We start from the raw sequence: 2,147 nt of genomic DNA on the forward strand, positions 1-2,147 counted from the left end.
CAGGACGGGCCGGGCGGTGCCGCCCACGCCGAGGAGGACCGCCGTCGGCGCGGCGGGCAGGTCGCCGAACTCGGCCAGGGCCCCGGTGACCCCGTCGACGTCCGTGCAGTCGGCGTACCAACCGCCGCTGCGCCGCACGAGGGTGTTGGCGCTGCCGACGATGCGGGCGCGGTCGCTGACCTCGCTGGCGTGCGCGAGGGCGGCGAACTTCCCGGGCATCGTGACCGAGTATCCGATCCGGTGGGCCGGCGAGGAGTCGACCAGGGACGGCAGGCGGTCGGCGTCGCAGTCGATGCGCTCGTAGGTCCAGTCGTCCAGCCCGAGGGCGCGGTAGGCGGCGCCGTGCAGGACCGGGGAGAGAGAGTGGTCCACCGGGTGCCCGAGTACGGCCGCCGACCGCGGCCCGGCGCCGGCGGACAAGGGATCAGCGTCCACTTGCCAGGACCCCGTTGGCGATCGCCTCGCTCTGGTTGCGCTCGTGTTCGGGGTACTCGTCGGCGAAGCGGGTGGTCCCCTGCATGTCCACCGTGACGAAGTACTTCCACTGCCCGTCGGCCGGGTTCTCCATGGCGCGGAGCGCCTCGAGTCCGGGTGAGCCGATGGGCCCATAGGGGAGGCCGTCCATGGCGTAGGTGTTCCACGGGGTCCGGGCGGCCCGGTCGGCGTCAGTGGTGGCGATCTCCTGATCGGCGAGAGCGTAGTTCACGGTGGAGTCGAACTGCAGCCGCATGGGTTCGGCGAGGCGGTTGAGGATGACCCGGGCGACCTTGTCGAAGTCCTGCGGCAGACCTTCCTTCTCCACCAGCGAGGCCGCGGTGACCACCTGGTACGGGGTCAGGCCGATCCGCTGGGCCGCCGGGACCAGACCGGTCTCGTCATAGGCGGCGGTGGAGGTCTCGATGAGGTGCCGCAGGATGTCGACGGGCTCGGAGCGGGGGTCGATGGTGTGGACGCCCGGCCGGATGAGGCCCTCGAGTCGGCGCACCGGGTCCGGGGCGGCCCGGACCTCGTTGATCGCCCAGTCGGGGACGCCCAGCACCGCGGGGTCGGCCTGGGCGGCGGCGTCCACGATCTCCTGGGGCTGTCGACACGCCGGGGCCTCGTCCGGCGCGTCGAGGTCGCGCAGGCAGGTGGCGTCGGCGATCAGGGTGAAGATCCCCTTCTCGGTGCCGCCGCCCACGACGACCGTGTCCAGGAGCCGGCCGCCGGGCTTGACGTCGACCATCCCGACGCGGTTCCGCGGGTCCGACAGCGCCTCGACGGCGGCGGCCGCGCTCATCTCCTGACGCACCTGGTAGTAGCCGGGCTGGATGCCCTCGACGGGCGTGCCGGCCGCGGCGCCGGTGAAGGCCCGGGTACTGGCGACCGTGCCGATCTCGTAGAGGCGGTCCCCCACGACGCCCAGGGTGTCGCCCGGCTCGACGTGCAGGAGAGCGTTGCCGCTGCCCTCTCCCTCGTGGTCGGGAGCGGCGGCGACCTCGGTGTTGAGATTGCGGTAGACCATGAAGCCGAAGGCGAGGACCACCCCGATCACGGCCGCCAGGAGGAGGAACCTGGTGGTGCCGCTCGTGCGTGAGCGTCCTCGTGCCGCAGACATGGTGCTCCTCGGTCAGGGTTGAAGGGGAGCTGCCCGTCGGACAGCATCGTGCTCGGCCGCAGTTTGGCCATCACCGCCGGTCGGCGCGCCGTTCATCAGCGGGCGTGCCGCGAGTCGATCCAGGCCTGGAGGAGGACGACGGCGGCGGCCTGGTCGATCACGTCGCGCTGCTTACGTGTGTTGCGACCGGCCCCGTGGAGGGCCGCGCCGGCGGTGACGGTGGTCAGCCTCTCGTCGACGAGTTCCACCGGCACTTCCGGGGAAGCGGTGGTCAGCGCGTCGGCGAACGACCGGGCCATGGCGGTCGAGGCGGTCTCGCGCCCCTTGAGGGAGGTGGGTAGCCCCACGACCACGCCGACGGCGTCGTACTCGGCGATCAGCTCGCCGAGCCGCCGGAGCTCGGCGGCCCACCCGGGGTCGCCGTCGACCACGCGGATGGTCTCGACCGGGGTGGCCAGGATCCCGTCTGGGTCGCAGGAGGCCACGCCGATGCGGGCGGTGCCCACGTCCAGGCCGAGCCGGCGCCCGCGGGTCCAGGCCGCGCCGGTGG

General features: G+C 73.0%; 2 protein-coding genes and 1 pseudogene. All 3 read right to left on the reverse strand.

All coding sequences use genetic code 11. The annotated features are described in order from the left end of the window. Positions 1-372 (reverse strand): annotated as a pseudogene (locus HMPREF3086_RS15195) (shikimate dehydrogenase); the annotation flags it as partial. A 52-nt stretch (positions 373-424) separates the two neighbouring features. Continuing rightward, positions 425-1,597 (reverse strand): endolytic transglycosylase MltG, encoded by a 1,173-nt coding sequence (gene mltG, locus HMPREF3086_RS15200; RefSeq protein ID WP_061228670.1) that lies wholly within the window; start codon positions 1,595-1,597, stop codon positions 425-427. A gap of 95 nt (positions 1,598-1,692) precedes the next feature. Next, positions 1,693-2,147 (reverse strand): Holliday junction resolvase RuvX (gene ruvX / locus HMPREF3086_RS15205; protein ID WP_246831011.1); only part of this gene is annotated, 455 nt, incomplete at its 5' end.

The sequence above is a fragment of the Dietzia sp. HMSC21D01 genome, assembly GCF_001815995.1.
Classification (GTDB): domain Bacteria; phylum Actinomycetota; class Actinomycetes; order Mycobacteriales; family Mycobacteriaceae; genus Dietzia; species Dietzia cinnamea.